This is a genomic window from Sphingomonas sp. CFBP 13728 (assembly GCF_014841895.1).
Taxonomy (GTDB): domain Bacteria; phylum Pseudomonadota; class Alphaproteobacteria; order Sphingomonadales; family Sphingomonadaceae; genus Sphingomonas.
The window spans coordinates 1,177,139-1,192,076 of the sequence record NZ_JACYUS010000001.1 but is presented as its reverse complement, the minus strand read 5'-3'; the positions used below and the strand labels follow the sequence as shown (position 1 = coordinate 1,192,076).

17 protein-coding genes and 1 tRNA gene are annotated in these 14,938 nt (G+C 62.6%); 10 read left to right on the top strand and 8 right to left on the bottom strand.

Translation table 11 applies throughout. The features are described from left to right. Positions 1–18 precede the first annotated feature (18 nt). Positions 19–534 carry a 50S ribosomal protein L10 gene (rplJ, locus tag IFT67_RS05370; RefSeq protein ID WP_055879768.1) on the bottom strand — a complete coding sequence of 172 codons (516 nt, stop codon included), beginning with the start codon at positions 532–534 and terminating at the stop codon, positions 19–21. 467 nt (positions 535–1,001) lie between these two features. Here rplJ and IFT67_RS05365 point away from each other — a divergent pair, with 467 nt between their 5' ends. Then, complete coding sequence (locus IFT67_RS05365; protein ID WP_192145330.1) at positions 1,002–1,268, top strand: hypothetical protein; 267 nt, start codon at positions 1,002–1,004, stop codon at positions 1,266–1,268. Continuing rightward, entirely contained in the window at positions 1,265–2,512 is a 1,248-nt protein-coding gene (locus tag IFT67_RS05360) for a hypothetical protein (protein WP_192145328.1), read from the top strand. Before IFT67_RS05365 ends, IFT67_RS05360 begins: the two co-directional genes overlap by 4 nt. A 256-nt stretch (positions 2,513–2,768) precedes the next feature. Here the strand turns inward: IFT67_RS05360 and rplA are convergent, their stop codons facing one another. The 4 genes from rplA to IFT67_RS05340 all read right to left on the bottom strand — a co-directional run bounded on the left by rplA (position 2,769) and on the right by IFT67_RS05340 (position 5,560). Beyond that, positions 2,769–3,461, bottom strand: coding sequence for a 50S ribosomal protein L1 (gene rplA, locus IFT67_RS05355; RefSeq protein ID WP_056047582.1), 693 nt, complete (start codon positions 3,459–3,461; stop codon positions 2,769–2,771). Positions 3,462–3,465: 4 nt separating this feature from the next. Next, positions 3,466–3,897: a 50S ribosomal protein L11 gene (rplK, locus tag IFT67_RS05350; protein WP_192145326.1), complete on the bottom strand. Its 432-nt coding sequence runs from the start codon at positions 3,895–3,897 to the stop codon at positions 3,466–3,468. A gap of 195 nt (positions 3,898–4,092) precedes the next feature. Beyond that, positions 4,093–4,281: a DUF1508 domain-containing protein gene (locus IFT67_RS05345; RefSeq protein ID WP_192145324.1), complete on the bottom strand. Its 189-nt coding sequence runs from the start codon at positions 4,279–4,281 to the stop codon at positions 4,093–4,095. Positions 4,282–4,369: 88 nt separating this feature from the next. Further along, positions 4,370–5,560: an EAL domain-containing protein gene (locus tag IFT67_RS05340; protein WP_192145322.1), complete on the bottom strand. Its 1,191-nt coding sequence runs from the start codon at positions 5,558–5,560 to the stop codon at positions 4,370–4,372. A 640-nt stretch (positions 5,561–6,200) separates the two neighbouring features. Between IFT67_RS05340 and IFT67_RS05335 the strand changes: the two genes are divergently transcribed. From IFT67_RS05335 to IFT67_RS05315, 5 genes are all read left to right on the top strand, one after another. Beyond that, positions 6,201–6,854, top strand: coding sequence for a carbonic anhydrase (locus IFT67_RS05335; protein ID WP_107961644.1), 654 nt, complete (start codon positions 6,201–6,203; stop codon positions 6,852–6,854). 256 nt (positions 6,855–7,110) lie between these two features. Further along, complete coding sequence (locus IFT67_RS05330) at positions 7,111–8,058, top strand: hypothetical protein (protein WP_192145320.1); 948 nt, start codon at positions 7,111–7,113, stop codon at positions 8,056–8,058. A 99-nt stretch (positions 8,059–8,157) separates the two neighbouring features. Next, positions 8,158–8,937 (top strand): hypothetical protein, encoded by a 780-nt coding sequence (locus tag IFT67_RS05325; protein WP_192145318.1) that lies wholly within the window; start codon positions 8,158–8,160, stop codon positions 8,935–8,937. Between the two features lies 1 nt (position 8,938). Beyond that, on the top strand, positions 8,939–10,096 hold the full coding sequence (locus IFT67_RS05320) for a M48 family metallopeptidase (RefSeq protein ID WP_192145316.1): 1,158 nt from the start codon (positions 8,939–8,941) through the stop codon (positions 10,094–10,096). Between the two features lie 11 nt (positions 10,097–10,107). Further along, positions 10,108–10,701: a hypothetical protein gene (locus tag IFT67_RS05315; protein WP_192145314.1), complete on the top strand. Its 594-nt coding sequence runs from the start codon at positions 10,108–10,110 to the stop codon at positions 10,699–10,701. A gap of 296 nt (positions 10,702–10,997) precedes the next feature. Here IFT67_RS05315 and nusG read toward each other — a convergent pair whose 3' ends face one another. From nusG to IFT67_RS05300, 3 genes are all read right to left on the bottom strand, one after another. Continuing rightward, positions 10,998–11,534 carry a transcription termination/antitermination protein NusG gene (gene nusG / locus IFT67_RS05310; protein ID WP_055872668.1) on the bottom strand — a complete coding sequence of 179 codons (537 nt, stop codon included), beginning with the start codon at positions 11,532–11,534 and terminating at the stop codon, positions 10,998–11,000. Between the two features lie 13 nt (positions 11,535–11,547). Next, positions 11,548–11,745 carry a preprotein translocase subunit SecE gene (gene secE, locus IFT67_RS05305; protein ID WP_056047594.1) on the bottom strand — a complete coding sequence of 66 codons (198 nt, stop codon included), beginning with the start codon at positions 11,743–11,745 and terminating at the stop codon, positions 11,548–11,550. Between the two features lie 540 nt (positions 11,746–12,285). Continuing rightward, positions 12,286–12,362 (bottom strand) — tRNA-Trp (locus IFT67_RS05300). A gap of 168 nt (positions 12,363–12,530) precedes the next feature. Between IFT67_RS05300 and IFT67_RS05295 the strand changes: the two genes are divergently transcribed. From IFT67_RS05295 to rpsG, 3 genes are all read left to right on the top strand, one after another. Continuing rightward, positions 12,531–13,544 (top strand): alpha/beta fold hydrolase, encoded by a 1,014-nt coding sequence (locus IFT67_RS05295; protein ID WP_244647167.1) that lies wholly within the window; start codon positions 12,531–12,533, stop codon positions 13,542–13,544. Positions 13,545–13,954: 410 nt separating this feature from the next. Beyond that, on the top strand, positions 13,955–14,326 hold the full coding sequence (rpsL, locus tag IFT67_RS05290) for a 30S ribosomal protein S12 (RefSeq protein WP_010164594.1): 372 nt from the start codon (positions 13,955–13,957) through the stop codon (positions 14,324–14,326). A gap of 53 nt (positions 14,327–14,379) precedes the next feature. Continuing rightward, positions 14,380–14,850 carry a 30S ribosomal protein S7 gene (rpsG, locus tag IFT67_RS05285; protein ID WP_031393769.1) on the top strand — a complete coding sequence of 157 codons (471 nt, stop codon included), beginning with the start codon at positions 14,380–14,382 and terminating at the stop codon, positions 14,848–14,850. Positions 14,851–14,938: the final 88 nt, after the last annotated feature.

Genomic DNA, 14,938 nt, shown 5'->3' with positions numbered 1-14,938 from the left:
AACGAAAGGCCTGCAAGATCAGGCGGCTTCCTTCTCCGCGTAGGCGGAAAGCACGCGCGCGAGCTGCGCTGCCGGAGCCTGCGTGATCGTTGCCAGCTTCGTGGCGGGTGCCACGATGAGGCCAACGATCTTGGCACGCAGTTCGTCCAGCGAGGGCAGCGTTGCGAGCGCCTTCACACCGTCGACGTCGAGGGTCGTCGCGCCCATCGCCCCACCCACGATTTCGAACTTGTCGTTCGTCTTCGCGAATTCCACGACCACCTTGGCGGCCGCGACGGGATCGATGGAGCTGGCCAGACCGACCGGACCCGTGAGCATGTCGCCCAGCGAGCTGTAGTCGGTGCCGTCCATTGCGATCTTGGCAAGCTTGTTCTTCGAGACCTTGTAGGTCGCGCCGGCGTCGCGCATCTTGTTCCGCAGCACAGTGGACTGTGCGACGGTCAGGCCGAGGTTGCGCGTGACAACGACGACGCCGACCTCGGAAAAGGTGCGGTTCAGCTCGGCTACGGCCGCGGTCTTTTGATCACGATCCATGCCATTCTCCACGTTTTACGAGTTCACCGCTTGCGCAGTGGACCCGGTTACTAACCGGAGGCGCAGACAAACCCGCGCTTCCGGGGTGTCTCGTCGATGGGGCATGGGAGAGGGGCGGCGCGCAGATGGGCCGACAAAATCTCATTCCCCGTCTAGGTGGGAGATTAAGCACCGGCAAACCCTGTGCACCCACTGTCTCGGACGGAGTTCGACGAGCAAGCCCGCCGAACGAGGGTGCGCCTTAGCGGAATATGCGGGGGAGTCAACGGATATGCGTGGCCTCGATCCGCGCTACCCGATGAGGCGGACAGTTTGCGCCGAAATGGTTGGGCACGTCCTTTGAAAGCACAGGTGCCGCCAAAACGGATACTGTATTTCCCTCTGCAGACTTGATCAGGAGTATTGGTTGTCCTCCGAATATCCTTCTCCAGTGGAGTGCGAGTATATCGGTAGCTGGGGGGGCGGACATGTTCGGACTGATACTCAAACATTATCTGAACTACACGGCGCAGGATCCCGTACAAGTCGCGGTATTGGACAAGTTCGCGACATTGATGGGTATTGTTTCGGTCGATCCGTCATCCGCCGCTGCTTCATGGCCACGCGCCGATATCGTTCCTCTCGCGCGGCGTGATGTCGAGTCGCAATTCGGTGGCGGTCTGCTTGAAGCCTATGTCTGCACGTTGCGCACGACAGACTACCAAGCCGAGTTTCCGGCCGGCGGTGGGCGGTGAAAAAGGCATATCTTTTCGGGGTGCTCTCGCTGAGCGCGTGTGCGCATCCAGAGGATCGTCGCTGGGCGGCACTGGTTGCCAGCCCGATGGGTGCGAAGATACCGAGCCCGAAGGGGCCGGATGCCGAGCACCCGAAAGTGACGGTATACTCCTTCGCGACGCCGGTGGAAGCGCGGCCGTCGACGCGGTTGCGCGATCTCGCTGGGGAGGGACAAGCAGCGTATATCGCCCAGATGAGTGTCGCGGACGACGCGTCTACCCTGCGGAAGAAGCTGGCTGCGCCGATCGCCGGCGAGCGGGGCCTCGGACCGACTATTCTTCCGGCCTTCGATCGAACGCTCGTCGTCTCGGTGCAAAAACCGCTTGGTGCGGGTGTCGGCGACCGCCTGATATCGACGGTCGTGACGATCGTGCCCGTCGCGGACGCATTCGAATTTGCCGGCTACACCGTCGTCGCGACCGACAACCAGGTTCAGGACATCGCGAAGCTCTCGACGACCAGCGACGCATCGCTCGATGTCAGCGTGGCGCCGCCGATCAAGGCACTCGGCGATGTCGGCATAGCCGGCAAGGCATCGCGCAGCCACACGACGACCGCCGATATCGTACAGCAATACGAGAAGCTGAACGTCGATATAGAGCCGAAGACGATGACGATCATCCGGGAAAGCGAGCGGGGCCTCGACGTCGTTGGCAACACGATCATCAATCTGACGATCGTTCCCAAGCAACCGGCAAACGGCGCGGTCGCCATGCAGGTCTTTCTTGCCGTCGGGCAGGACCTTGTTGCGAAGGGCGCGTTGCGCTCGGCCAAGACCGCATCGATCGATCTGGAAGATACCTATCTGTCGCAAAGATGCGCGCTGAAAGCGTCCGTCACGATGCGGTATCTCCTGCGGCACATCGTCTCCGGCAGCGAATATTACACCGAAGGCAAGCAGACGGTCGCGCTGATCAAGGACAAGACCGAGACCACCATCCATACGTTGATCCGCAAGGACGAAACCCAACCCCCCTTATGGCGGATCGTCGCGGCCAATGGCCACGGCCTCAGTGTGAAGCCGGTGTTGGGTACACCGCATATCCTGGTGTTCGACAATTACGCTTCGGCCCAGCAATTCGCCGGTTGGCTCGACCAAAATCGTGCAGGCAGGATCGGCAAGGACGGTGTGCTTTTGCAGGTCGATGCCGCCGCCATCACGTCCAAACCCAGCGTCATGCCCTATGCGGTGGAATGCGCGTAATCGTTCGTTCGCGATAGTGTCGTGCTCTCCGATCGGATGATTTCTTACGTGTCGGAAGAGGCGATGTGCATGGCGAACTCGCTTAATCGAGCGCCGTCCGAAGCTTCACGCAAAAGGGCCGGGATCGCTCCCGGCCCTTTCTGTCTCTAAGCGGCAGGACGGGAGTATATCCCGTCCCCGTCGGTCGCGGTTGCCCGCGCCGGCCGCGCTTTCGCCGTCTCGTGACCAGCTTTCGCTAACCCCGTGCGGCTCGGGCTTACGCGCCTGCAACCTCGGTCGTGTCGACCTTGATGCCCGCACCCATGGTCGACGAGATCGCGACCTTCTGGACATACTTGCCCTTGGCGCCGGTCGGCTTGGCCTTGACCACTGCGTCGACCAGTGCGTCGAAGTTCGCGCGCAGGTCTTCCGCCGGGAACGACGCCTTGCCGATGCCCGAATGGATGATGCCGGCCTTTTCGACGCGGTATTCGATCTGGCCGCCCTTGGCTGCCTGAACGGCCGCCGCGACGTTCATCGTCACCGTGCCGAGCTTCGGGTTCGGCATCAGGCCCTTGGGACCCAGCACCTTACCGAGGCGACCGACGATGCCCATCATGTCCGGGGTCGCGATGCAGCGATCGAAATCGATCGTGCCACCCTGGATGATCTCCATCAGGTCTTCGGCGCCGACGACGTCTGCGCCTGCTGCGAGGGCTTCCTCAGCCTTCGCGCCGCGGGCGAACACGCCGACGCGGACGGTCTTGCCGGTGCCCTTGGGCAGCGTGACGACGCCGCGGACCATCTGGTCTGCGTGACGCGGATCGACGCCCAGGTTCAGCGCGACTTCGATCGTCTCGTCGAACTTCGACGTGGCGCCCGACCGTGCGAGACCGATGGCCTCGTCGATGCCGTGCAGCTTGACGAGGTCGACCGTGACGGCCTTCTGCTTCTTGCTCAGCTTAGCCATGATATCAGCCCTCCACCACTTCGAGGCCCATTGCGCGGGCGCTGCCTTCGATGATCTTCGTCGCAGCGTCGATATCGTTGGCGTTGAGGTCCTTCATCTTCGTCGTGGCGATCTCGCTCAGCTGCGAGCGCTTGATCGTGCCGGCGACGACCTTGCCCGGCTCCTTCGAACCCGACTTGAGCCCAGCGGCCTCCTTGATCAGGTACGAGGCAGGCGGGGTCTTGGTCTCGAACGAGAACGAGCGATCCGCATAGACCGTGATGACGGTCGGGATCGGCATGCCCTTCTTCAGTTCGCTCGTGCCGGCGTTGAACGCCTTGCAGAACTCCATGATGTTCACGCCGCGCTGACCCAGCGCAGGCCCGATCGGCGGCGCGGGCTTTGCGTCGCCTGCAGGAACCTGCAGCTTGATGTATCCGGTAATCTTTTTAGCCATGTCACTCTCTTTATGTGAGCCTAGCGGTGATGGCGGCTGCCTCTCGGCAACCTCCCGCAATTCCAACAGTGAAGGTGGAAGCCGGCGCGCATAGCGTAAAAGCGCGAACGCGGCAACATGAGTCCGCGGGTCGTATCGGCCCGGTATCGGAAGGGGTATCGGCTGCCGCAGTTAGGCTGGTGCCGGCGGTGCGGCCTATTCGAACACGTCGACCGGCCAGGCGATCTGCCTCGCCGCGGCGTAGCACGCTGCGCGCGACGGATAGCCATCCGAATAGCTGATGAGAGTGCCGTTCTCGTGAAACAGCAGCCACGCCCAGTCACCGGTCAGCACGGGGGGAGGCTTGAGGTCGAGCTCGTCGACCTTGCGGATTTCCAGTTTCATGACGAGTGTTTCCGGTCGTCGAAGATCGGTGTCGGAAGGCAGCGCCGTGTTGCCGGTGGATTTTGCGAGGGCGCGGCCGAACCGACCGTCAGGCGGCATGGTGCGACGTGATCGATTGGTACGGTACGGGCTTGCCCCAGTAGAAGCCCTGGCCGCAATCGGCGCCCAGCAGTTCGGCCAGTCCGAGATCCTGTTCGGTCTCGATGCCTTCGATCACGGTTCCGATGTGCCTGCTCCTGCAATAATCGATGATCTCCTTCAGCAGCGACCGGGGAAATTCGCCTTTGCTGCATTTCCGGAAGATCTTGCGGTCGATCTTCACTTCCGAGACGGGCAGGTCGGCGATGCGATCGAAATTGGTCGCCCCCTTGCCGAAATCGTCGAGCGAGATCGGCACGCCCATCCGCCGCAGTTCGTGCATGTTGCTGAGGAGGTTGCCGTCGAGTCCCGAATAGGTGATCTCGGTCAGCTCGATCCCGATCATCCCGGTGGCGACCTGATGTCGTCGCAGCAGGATCGGGATCGCGGCGATGAAGTCGGGATGGGCGAGAACCGCGGCGCTGCAATTGGCCGCGATGGGCACCGGCCGCCCGTCCTTCGTCAGCGCGCCCAGCAGTCGCGCCGCAGCTTCCACCGCGAGCAACGTCGCGGCGATCTCCAGCGACAGGATCGTCGATGGCGCGAATATGTGTTCGGGGTTGAGCGACGGACGGTTCCGCAGCCTGGTCAGCGTTTCATATCCCGCGACGCTGCCGGTGCGCAGGTCGCGCTTGACGTGGAACTCATGCGTCAGGTTGGGGAGCAGGCGGCCCTGCTGGATCAGCCACGACAGGAAATGCCGATCGCCCGTGTCGCCGTCGTGATCGTGCCTAACGATCCCGGGCAGTCGATCGGCGATGCTCTGCGCGGTGTAGGGCGCATCGAGCGTATCGACATGCGCGATGTCCGACTGCTCTGCCGCGACCATCGCATCCTGGAAATGAAACCCGGCCCGCAGCACGGTAAGTGCTCCGTCGTAATGATGTTCGTCCAGCAACGCGATGATCGCGTGCCGGTTGGCGATCGATACGTCCGGGTTGACGATGACGAGATCCGGCTGGAACGCGACCCCGGCTCTTTCCTCGCTTGCCATGCCGATCCACGCGACCTTGTGGCCCATCGCTTCGAGCTGGCGATGGACGATGTTGCAGCGCTCGCCCTCATGGTCGAGAAATAGAATCCGATGTCCGAAAGAGATCGGAGTCGAACGAGGCTCTTCCTGCGGCAGTTCTCGTCTCATGATGTTTGTCGATTGCATCGATCACTTTCCACCGGCGAAGTTTTTCACGAGAACGCGTACGGGCAAAAACGGCACGATGCTTTCGCTCGGCAAGAGTATCGGCAACGGCAATTTTGGTGGTCGCTATCACTACATTGGCGATAGCCTGAGAAGGGGCTGAGCCACAGAAGTTAGCGAAATGTAAACCGATCTGGTTAACGCCGGATAGAGGTAAACGCGGTATCGTAGCCAAGCCACGGCCACCCCGCGTAACTCTATGAAAACATTCAAGTGCAACCTATGTTAGGTCGCCAAAATCAATATTTTACAATTAAATTTTTCCGAGTGTTACAGGGTGAATTGGCCCTAGGTGTGCCTCTCCAGTGCTGCAAAGGATCTGTCTGAGGCAGTCCACTGATCAATGGCATCACCCACTGACGCCGAGCTCGCGAATCAGCTTTGCGACGGCCGTACGAGATCTGATCGTCACGCACGTGCACCGGGTCTCGCCGGACACCGCCCGACCTGCGAAAAGCGCGCCTAATCGCCACGGGTCATCGCGCATTCGACCCCGATCGACCCGCGGTGCAGGAACCCGCAAGGTATTGAAGAGGTTTCACAGCCATGGCCCGTTGGGCCGTTTTCCGGGAGAACTACAACAATGACTGACTTTTCCGACCTCGTGGATGGCTATCAGCGGTTTCACACGTCTGATTGGCGTCGCGAGCGTGAGCGCTGGACGCAGCTTGCAGGCGAGCAAAAGCCCCGCGTGATGGTGATCGCCTGCTCGGACAGCCGAGTCGAGCCTGCACAGATTTTCGATACCTTGCCCGGCGAGATCTTCGTCGTCCGCAACGTTGCCGCGCTGGTCCCGCCCTGTGAGTCGGGTGATGGCGGCTATCACGGCGTCTCGGCCGCGGTCGAATTCGCAGTGACGCAGCTCAAGGTCGAGGAAATCGTCGTCCTCGGTCATGGCAGCTGCGGTGGCTGCAAGGCGTCGCTCGCACGCACCTTCGAGAAGACCGAAGACGGCGCGGACGGTCGCTTCATCGGCGATTGGGTCGGCCTGCTCGACGACGCACGCGACAAGGTCGAGAGCGAGTATGACGATCTCACCAGCCGCGAAGCCTATCGCGCGATGGAGCAGGAAGGCGTGAAGACGTCGATCCGCAACCTCCGCACCTTCCCGTTCGTCCGCAAGGCCGAGGAAGCAGGCGAGCTCAAGATCCAGGGCGCGGTCTTCGCGATCGACGACGGATCGCTCGTCGTGCTCGACGAGTCCGGCAAGTTCGAGGCTGCCAAGCCCCGCATGTAATGCGGTGATCCATAGAAAGGCGGCGCGATCATCACGGTCGCGCCGCTTTTTTCATGCCCGCAAGGTCGGGATCCATCACACGACATTCTCGCGTCCCGACGCAGCGCTCCGGTCAGGCACCGCCACCAGCCCGAGATTTCGGAGCGACTGCGCAAAGCCGCTGCACCACCGGTCACGCTCATCCTGCACGAGGCCACCCTGCACGAGGCGAAGAACCGGCCTTGCAATGTAGGATATCCAGGCAGACCCCCGCGCAATGGCGCGCACTTCAACCCCCGACGTGTTCACCCGACGCCAGGCCGCGCAGAACGCCGCGTTCCTCGCCAGCCTTCGCCGCACCGGCAACGCGCGAGAAGCCGCCCGCGCGCTCGGCTATAACCGTTCCACCTTCACCAAGCGCCGCGCCGTCCACCCCGCCTTCGCGGCCAGATGGGACGCTGCCCTGGCGTTCGCATCCGCCGCCCTAAATCTCCCCTCCCGTCCACGGGAGGGGGCGGGGGAGGGGAGTGCCCCAAACACCACCGTCTCAAACAAATCTCCCACCACGACAAGAACCGCCAACGGCCGCCTCCAGCTTCGTCGCCCCACCGCCAACCGCCTCGACCACGCCGCCGAGCAAGCCTTCCTCTCCGCGCTCTCCGCCACCGCCAACATCCGCCTCTCGGCCGCCGCCGCCGGGTTCAGCCACTCCGCCTTCTACGCCCGCCGCAAGGCCAGCCCCGCCTTTGCCCGCGAGATGCGTCTGGCAAAGGCGGCAGGCTACGAAACCGTCGAGTCCGCGCTGATCGCCGGCTCGCTATCCGGCTCGCACGACCACGACGAATGGCGCCATAATGCTCCCCCACCGATCCCGCCGATGACCGCGGACCAGGCGCTTCAGCTTCTCCACCTGCACAACCGGACGGTCCACCTCCAGCAGGAGCCACCGCACATCAAACGCCGCCGCGGCGAGTCGTCCGAAGCGCACAGCTACCGCCTGTCGGCGATGTACGAAGCCCGCCAAGCCCTGGATCGCGAAGCCTTCGACATCGCCGAAGCCGCCCGCCGCGAACGCGGCGAACCCACACTCATGAATCCCGATCCCCCAAGACTCCCGGCGCTCGATCAGGTCACCGGCTGGAGCAAGGCCGACCCGACCAAGGTATCGCACCACCCGGACACGGCGCTGTTCGACGGCTGGCAACTGGAAGATTGGGACGACTGAACGCGTCCATTCTCGACCTAATTTATCCATCCCGTGCGGGTTTTTCCGGGTTAGCATCGCCCCGATCGGATGGGGGCATCCGATGATACCGGGGGGATCATGTTCAAATCATACCGTACGCTGCTCGCGGTGCTGTTCGCGTCGCTGACGCTTGCCACGACCGCCCACGCGCAGGAAAAGACCGGCATCAAGCCAGGTTTCTCGTTGAAGCCCGGCACCGCGCGGATCGTCCTCATGCGGCCGTCGATCCGGGTCGGCGCGCAGTCGACCGGCGGCATGTACGAGCCGAACGCCGACTGGACCGATCAGGCGAAGGAGAACATCGCCACCGCGCTCGCCAAGGCGCAGACCGGCCTGGGCAACAGTGTCGTCGGGTATGTCGAGCCGCTCGGTACGGGTTCGGCGAAGGTCGCGGAGTATCAGGAACTGTTCGGCGCGGTCGCGTCGTCGGTGATCGAGTATCAGTTCTTCAAGGGCAACCGGCTGCCGACCAAGAAGCGCAAGGACCAGTTCGAATGGGGGCTCGGCCCCGACGTCCGCACGCTCCCCGGGCTGGAAGCGGCCGACTACGCGCTGTTCATCACAACGGAGGATCATTTCGGTTCGACCGGCCGGAAGGTGCTGCAGCTCTTCGCGGCGATGGCGCGCGTCCCAGTCACGGCAGGCGTTCACACGGGTTTCGCCGGGCTCGTCGACCTGCGGACAGGCGAGTTGGTCTGGTTGAATGCAGACAGGCAGATGGGCGGCGATGTCCGTGATGCCGAAGGCGCCGACAAGCGCGTGCGGCAATTGCTGGAGGGCTTCCCGGGAAAGCCGGTAGAAGCTCCGGCGGCGGTGACTGCCGTTGCAGCCGCTCCCGCCATCGCTTCGGCACACTAGGATGCGAACGCTGACAAGCGCATTGCTGCTCGGCGCGGTGATGTCGACCGCCGCGCTTGCTGCCGACAAGCGTCCCCCGCTACCTACGTACACACAGGCCTATACGCCAACGACGGTCGACGAACGTGGGGCTTGGATGGAGGCAGACGAAGACGAACGGCGCCTTCGTGAGTCCCGGTCAGTTATCAGGGATCCGGCCCTCAACGCGTATGTTCGCAGCGTACTCTGCCGTACCGTTGGCGAGGACCGCTGCAAGTCGGTGCGGATCTACATCGACGAAATTCCGGCGTTCAACGCGACTATGAGTCCGAACGGGACGTTGACGATCTGGTCGGGGCTATTGCTTCGCGTTCGGAATGAAGCCGAACTCGGCTCTATCCTGGGCCATGAGTTTGGTCATTTCGAACTTCGGCATTCGCTGATGGATTTTAAGAACCGGCGGAGTGGGAGCGACCTGATGGCTTGGGCCTCCATCCTCGTTCGGAACAGTAGCAATATTCGCTACGACACCATCGGCGGATTCTACGCATTCGACCGTGCGCAGGAACGCGAAGCCGACATGATGGGCTTCCAGTATCTTACGCGCTCGCGCTACCCATCGTCCGCTTCGGCGGATGTCTGGGATCATCTTATGGGCGAGGCCGATGCTACTGCGATCGGTCGCAAGGGCAGGGCACAGCAGAAATACGTTGCTGGCTTTTTTGCAACGCATCCAACCAACCTCGCTCGCGCCACGTATCTGCGCGCCGCGTCGATCGAGGCGCATGACGTAAAGCCTCCGGTCGTCGATACGCACCAGGCGGCGATGGCGAAGTGGCTGCCGGTCTTCCTCAACGACCAGATCAAGCTCAACGACTTCGGTGGCAGCGAATATCTGCTCGCTTACCTCGCCGAGGGTAGCGGCTGGACGACGCCATTGCTGTGCGCGCGCGGCGATCTCTATCGCGAGCGTGGCAATCCCCGCGACCTCGTCAGTGCCGCGCAATTCTACCAGGAGGCGATCGGCAAGGGCGACGCGCTGCCCGAGGCGTATCGCGGCCTCGGCCTGGCGCTGCTCCGCAGCCAGCAGGTTGCCGAAGGCCAGGCCGCGCTGGCGACGTATCTCCGCCTCAAGCCGGCCGCGACCGACGCCGCGCTCATCGCCACGCTGATCTCGTAAGGAGGACAACCATGTCCAAGAAACTCGCCCTGCTCGCCGCGGTCGCATCGCTGTCGTTCGCGGCCCCCGTCGCGGCCGGCAACAAGCTTATCCCAGCCGGCCAGCGCATCGCCGTCGCCAAGTCGGCGATGACGGTGCAGCCGGGGGCGGAGTGGAACAAGCTCTCGGAGCGCCCCGGTCGCAATGCCGAAACCTGGACGCAGGACGGTGACGAACTGAACGATCTGAGCTTCTATGGCGGCATAGAATCCGGCAGGCCGCTGTTCCGCGAGGTCGACAAGAAGAACAGGCCGTTGCCGAAGGTCTCTGCAACGATGCTGATCACCGACATCCCGGTGCTGCTCGAAAACAGCTACCGGATCGCGCGCGACGCATCGTCGATGGCGATCGACACGATCGCGCCGATCCAGTTCGCCGGCAACAAGGGCGTGCGTTTCACCTACACCTTCGCGAAACAGAACGAGACGCTGCAACGGCGCGGTGAAGCACGCGGCGCGGTGATCGGCGGCAAACTGTATCTGGTGACGTACGAGGCGCCGAGCTTGTATTACTACGACCGTAGCGCGGCAGCTGCCCGCGTGGTGGCGGACAGCGTTCGGTTTTGAGGACGCGCTTGTAAGCGAGGGCGGCAAGGGTCCGAACGCGTTTCTCGGATCGTATGGCGCCTTTTTTTTCGTCAGCCTGACGAAAGTCAGGATCCAGAGCCAAGCAGCTCAGCGTTCCGTAACTTGAATCCTGACTTTCGTCAGGATGACGGAGCGGGAGATGGCTCTCGTGGGAGGCGCGCCCGCCTAAAACGCGACGCGGGAGTAAATCCCGCGTCGTCGGCCGGGCAGTTGGCCCGCCGGCCGGGCGGGCGTCGTCTCGGGATCAGCGAGTGCTGATCCCGTGCGACTTGGCCTTACTTGCTGCGCTCGACCTGCTCGAATTCGAGCTCCACAGGCGTCGCACGCCCGAAGATCGACACCGAAACCTTGACGCGGCTGCGGTCGAAGTCGAGTTCTTCCACAAGCCCGTTGAAGGTCGCGAACGGACCGTCGAGGACCTTGACCTGATCGCCGATCTCGTAGTCGACCTTGACCTTCTGCTTGGGCGCAGCGGCGGCTTCTTCCTTGCTGTTCAGCATCCGCGTGGCTTCCGCCTCGCTGATCGCCTGCGGCTTGCCCATGCTGCCGAGGAAGCCGGTGACCTTGGGCGTGTTCTTCACTAGGTGATACACGTCGTCGTTCATGTTCAGCTTGGCGAGCACGTAGCCAGGCATGAACTTGCGCTCGACCGCGATCTTCTTGCCGCGACGGGCTTCCGTCGTAGTTTCGGTCGGGACTTCGATCTGCTCGACGAGCTGTTCGAGACCCATCCGGGTCGCCTCGGCCATGATCGAGTCGCGGACCTTGCCCTCGAAGCCCGAATAGGCGTGAATGATGTACCAGCGCGCCATGACGGAACCTTGCTTACTGAGCGAGTTTGAGGAGGGCGGAGACGATCGCTTGCAGGATCGAGTCGACGCCCAGGAAGAACAGCGCGAGGATCGTCGTCATGATCACCACCATCACGCCGGTCATGACCGTCTCGCGACGCGTCGGCCACGTGACCTTCGCGGTCTCGTTGCGGACCTGCTGGATGAATTCGAGGGGGGACGTCTTCGCCACGATGTTCTTCGAACCCGCTGATTGAGAAACTGAGATGCGAGACATAGACCCACTAGTCGCTCCCTGTGAAGGGCAGCGGCGGCAGGTCCGTCCTCGCTGTCGGAAGCGCGGCAGATAGCTTCCGCCCGTGGTGAAAGCAAGTGCGCGGCAGGAGAGGGGCGGGCGCCATGCGGAAAGCAGCACGGCGGTGGCCGGGAGAAGTGGCGGGGGAGAGTGCTTGGGTCACTCGATCCCCCGCACGATCGTCTTGCCGGTGCCGGTTTGACCGGCGGCTCCGCTCCCACGGTTTCTATTTATCGTTCGGCTTGACGACGGCAACCGAGGTGTACGCCGAACGCAGACGAAAAAAAAGGCCGGTACAAGACCGGCCGTAAAAGTTTTTAGGAGAGGATGCCTGAAAGGCCTGAGTGTTGTGCATCGCAGCAGATGATTTCTCAAGTGCGCAATATGCATCAAGGAATGCATTTTTTGCAATCGCAATGGGCGCACGAAAGCGGCGCGTGCAATCGCCGCGATTTTTACCGGAAATTTTAAAGGGGGTGGCAGGAGTGCTCGGATTCGAACCGAGGGCCTTCGGTTTTGGAGACCGACGCTCTAACCAACTGAGCTACACTCCTACACGGACGCGCCCCTTACCCAGCGTTTTCGGGAAGGGCAAGCGTCTCGCGTGCAATTCGTCTCGCGAGCATCCCCGCAACCATCATCGTAAGGATGATGCGTTGCACGGTGCATGGTTTGCCCGTTAACCTTAAGCCGTCTCGTTGGATGTAGGAAAGCGTAATCGTATGAAGGCGGGATTGATGATGCTGGCGCTGCCGGTCGCGGCGTTGCTCATGGGGGCGGGGCCGGTGCCGCAGGTGCCGGACCTCGGGCCGCAGCTCGAACGCTTCACCTATCCGTGGCCCGTCCAGACGATGGAAGTCGATATCGTCGGCAGCCCTGCGCAGATGGCGTTCATGGATATCGCGCCGCAGCGCCCCAATGGCCGCACGGTCGTCCTGCTCCACGGCAAGAACTTTTGCGGCGCGACCTGGGGCAGCACCGCGCGGGCGCTGAGCGAGGTCGGCTACCGGGTAATCGTCCCAGATCAGATCGGCTTCTGCAAATCGTCCAAGCCTCGCGCGGCGCAGTATAGCTTCGAGATGCTCGCGACGTTCACCAAGCGGCTGCTCGAATCGCGCGGCATCACGCGGGCGACGATCGTCGGGCATTCGATGGGCGGCATGCTCGCGATGCGGTACGCCATTCTTTACCCGGCGTCGGTCGAGAAGCTGGTGCTCGTCAATCCGCTCGGCCTGAAGGATCGCGGCGAGGAGGGCGTGCCCTATACCGATGTCGATACGCTCTGGGCGAACGAGAAGAAGACGAGCTACGCGTCGATCAAGGCGTACCAGCTCGAGAATTATTACCACGGCGTGTGGAAGCCGTCGTATGATCGCTGGGTCTGGATGCAGGCTGGCATGTATCAGGGGGCGGGGCGCGACACAGTGGCGCTCGCGCAGGCCAAGACCAGCGAGATGATCAAGACGCAATCGGTCGCGCATGAGCTGTACCGGATCACGCCTTCGACCACCTTGATCATCGGCACGCTGGACAAGACCGCGTTCGGTCGCGCGCAGGCGCCCGCGAACTTGCGCAAGTTCCTCGAACCGGTGCCGATGGTGGCGCCGCGGGCGGTGAAGCAGATGCCGCATGCGAACCTGGTGATGCTCGAGGGGCTGGGGCACTCGCCGCAGGTCGAGGATCCTGCGCGATTCGAGAAGACTTTGCTTGCCGTGCTCGGGGCGCGTTCGCGGTAAAGCGGGTCGGGCGGTCCTCCCCCGCCAGGGGGAGGTGGCTGGCCCTTGCCAGGCGGAGGGGGAGGAAGGGGTAACGATCGTTGCGTGTTCCTCCCCCTCCGTCACCTGCGGTGCCACCTCCCCCTGGCGGGGGAGGATTAGAAAGGGCGGCCGGACTTACGTGAGGCATTGTCTCCGCCCACGAAGCCAATCCTTCGCCACCGCCATCCGATTCCAACCCGTTGACCGCAACCGACTCCTGACCTATAGGCGCGGCCTGTTCTTCGGGAGTGTTTCCCGCCGGGCATGCTTGAACATTGCTGGATGCATTCCAGGACCTGAGGGGCGCTCCCGCGTTCCTATGGTCCTTTTTGTATTCTCAGGCGCCTCATGGCTCCAGCAAAGTAACCACTTGAAAGGTGAAGGCTTCAATGCCGACGATCAACCAGCTGGTCCGCAAGGGCCGCGATCCGCAGAAGGCCAAGTCGAAGGTCCCTGCGATGGAAGCAAATCCGCAGAAGCGTGGCGTTTGCACGCGCGTCTACACGACGACCCCGAAGAAGCCGAACTCGGCTCTGCGCAAGGTGGCCAAGGTTCGCCTGACCAACCAGCGCGAAGTCATCAGCTACATCCCGGGCGAGGGCCACAATCTTCAGGAGCATTCGGTTGTCCTGATCCGTGGCGGTCGTGTCCGCGATCTTCCCGGTGTTCGCTACCACGTCCTGCGCGGCGTGCTCGATACACAGGGTGTGAAGGACCGGCGTCAGTCGCGTTCCAAGTACGGCGCCAAGCGTCCGAAGTAAGCCGATCGCTCATATTTGCGATCATCAAGGCTGAAGTTTAGAAGGAATACAAAATGGCACGTCGTCGTCGTCCCGAAAAGCGGGTCATCCTGCCTGATCCCAAGTTCGGGGATGAGGTTCTGTCGAAGTTCATGAACAGCGTCATGCTGGACGGCAAGAAGTCCGTCGCAGAGCTGATCGTGTACGGTGCATTCGAAACCGTCGAGAGCCGCGCCAAGCGCGATCCGATCGGCGTTTTCCACGATGCGCTGAACAACGTGAAGCCGGGCATCGAAGTCCGTTCGCGCCGCGTCGGTGGTGCAACGTACCAGGTGCCGGTCGAGGTTCGTCCCGAGCGTGCACAGGCGCTGGCGATTCGTTGGCTGATCGGTGCGGCGCGTTCGCGCAGCGAGAACACGATGGCCGCACGGCTGTCGGGTGAGCTGATGGATGCCGCCAACAACCGTGGCAACGCGGTCAAGAAGCGTGAAGATACGCACCGGATGGCGGAAGCCAACCGTGCATTCTCGCACTACCGCTGGTAACAGCGGGCTTCCTGCCGCTGGTAACAGCGGGCTTTGAAGCCTAGCATTGCTATCCGTGTGACGGGCGGTCTTTCGCCTGTCATGCAAA

What these genes read in the sequence shown, in the direction of transcription:
- nusG (WP_055872668.1), bottom strand. Translation starts at nt 11,534, where the DNA reads ATGGCGCGCTGGTACATCATTCACGCCTATTCGGGCTTCGAGGGCAAG.
- IFT67_RS05315 (WP_192145314.1), top strand. Translation starts at nt 10,108, where the DNA reads ATGTCCAAGAAACTCGCCCTGCTCGCCGCGGTCGCATCGCTGTCGTTC.
- IFT67_RS05330 (WP_192145320.1), top strand. Translation starts at nt 7,111, where the DNA reads ATGGCGCGCACTTCAACCCCCGACGTGTTCACCCGACGCCAGGCCGCG.
- rpsG (WP_031393769.1), top strand. Translation starts at nt 14,380, where the DNA reads ATGGCACGTCGTCGTCGTCCCGAAAAGCGGGTCATCCTGCCTGATCCC.
- rplJ (WP_055879768.1), bottom strand. Translation starts at nt 534, where the DNA reads ATGGATCGTGATCAAAAGACCGCGGCCGTAGCCGAGCTGAACCGCACC.
- IFT67_RS05345 (WP_192145324.1), bottom strand. Translation starts at nt 4,281, where the DNA reads ATGAAACTGGAAATCCGCAAGGTCGACGAGCTCGACCTCAAGCCTCCC.
- IFT67_RS05365 (WP_192145330.1), top strand. Translation starts at nt 1,002, where the DNA reads ATGTTCGGACTGATACTCAAACATTATCTGAACTACACGGCGCAGGAT.
- rpsL (WP_010164594.1), top strand. Translation starts at nt 13,955, where the DNA reads ATGCCGACGATCAACCAGCTGGTCCGCAAGGGCCGCGATCCGCAGAAG.
- IFT67_RS05340 (WP_192145322.1), bottom strand. Translation starts at nt 5,560, where the DNA reads ATGAGACGAGAACTGCCGCAGGAAGAGCCTCGTTCGACTCCGATCTCT.
- rplK (WP_192145326.1), bottom strand. Translation starts at nt 3,897, where the DNA reads ATGGCTAAAAAGATTACCGGATACATCAAGCTGCAGGTTCCTGCAGGC.
- IFT67_RS05325 (WP_192145318.1), top strand. Translation starts at nt 8,158, where the DNA reads ATGTTCAAATCATACCGTACGCTGCTCGCGGTGCTGTTCGCGTCGCTG.
- rplA (WP_056047582.1), bottom strand. Translation starts at nt 3,461, where the DNA reads ATGGCTAAGCTGAGCAAGAAGCAGAAGGCCGTCACGGTCGACCTCGTC.
- IFT67_RS05320 (WP_192145316.1), top strand. Translation starts at nt 8,939, where the DNA reads ATGCGAACGCTGACAAGCGCATTGCTGCTCGGCGCGGTGATGTCGACC.
- IFT67_RS05295 (WP_244647167.1), top strand. Translation starts at nt 12,531, where the DNA reads ATGAAGGCGGGATTGATGATGCTGGCGCTGCCGGTCGCGGCGTTGCTC.
- IFT67_RS05335 (WP_107961644.1), top strand. Translation starts at nt 6,201, where the DNA reads ATGACTGACTTTTCCGACCTCGTGGATGGCTATCAGCGGTTTCACACG.